This window comes from Bradyrhizobium sp. Ses1, assembly GCF_059512365.1.
On sequence record NZ_JCAMOQ010000184.1, the window covers coordinates 1 to 845 of the forward strand.

Annotated in this window: 2 protein-coding genes; both read left to right on the forward strand. The window is 58.8% G+C overall.

What is annotated here, in order from left to right; genetic code table 11:
• Positions 1 to 44 precede the first annotated feature (44 nt).
• Positions 45 to 410, forward strand: coding sequence for a response regulator (locus AC5ZG5_RS46265; RefSeq protein WP_130228983.1), 366 nt, complete (start codon positions 45 to 47; stop codon positions 408 to 410).
• A 57-nt stretch (positions 411 to 467) separates the two neighbouring features.
• Positions 468 to 845, forward strand: a 378-nt coding sequence (locus tag AC5ZG5_RS46270) for a response regulator (protein ID WP_496165578.1), incomplete at its 3' end; no start/stop codon positions are given.

The window sequence follows — 845 nt, forward strand, 5'->3', positions numbered from 1 at the left end:
TCTTTTCTGGTGCCGGCCCGCCTTGAGCAGCAGGCGGTGTAGGCATGAGCAAGCGCGTACTTGTCGTCGAAGACCAGGAGGACAATCGGCAGATTCTGCGCGATCTGCTTGCAAGCGTCGGTTATGAAATGATCGAGGCGCACGACGGCGAAGGAGCGCTCATGGCGGCGCGGACCCATAGCCCGGACCTGATCCTGATGGACATCCAACTGCCTCTTCTCGACGGATATGAGGCGACACGTCGCATAAAAGCGCAGCCGGATCTTCGCGATATTCCAATCATTGTCGTCACCTCCTATGCGCTTAGCGGCGACGAGGAAAAGGCACGCGCGGCTGGCTGCGATGCCTACGTCGCTAAACCCTACAGCGCACGAAAGCTACTTGAGACGATCCATCGATACCTGCCATGAGGGCCCCGTGCGTGGTGATGTGGAGCGGAGATGCATGTCCCACCCCGAATCTTGATCGTGGATGACAACGAAACGAATCGCTGCCTTCTTACCGCGCGCCTCGGTGCCGAGGGTTATCAGACCGTGGAGGCTGAAAACGGCGAGAGGGCGCTCGCGGTCGTGCATGAAGTAGAGCCAGACGTTGTCCTCCTCGACGTCATGATGCCGAAGATCGATGGCTTTGAGGTCTGCCGGCGACTGAAGATCGATACGACGCTGGGATTTGTTCCAATCATCATGGTGACGGCGCGGACCGAATCAGAGGATGTCGTCGCGGGACTCAACGCGGGTGCTGACGAGTATCTGACCAAGCCGGTCGACCATGCAGCCCTCGTTGCGCGTGTGCGCTCCATGCTCCGAATTAAAGAGTTGCATGATCGAGCTGAAGCCCAGGCT

What these genes read in the sequence shown, in the direction of transcription:
- AC5ZG5_RS46265 (WP_130228983.1), top strand. Translation starts at nt 45, where the DNA reads ATGAGCAAGCGCGTACTTGTCGTCGAAGACCAGGAGGACAATCGGCAG.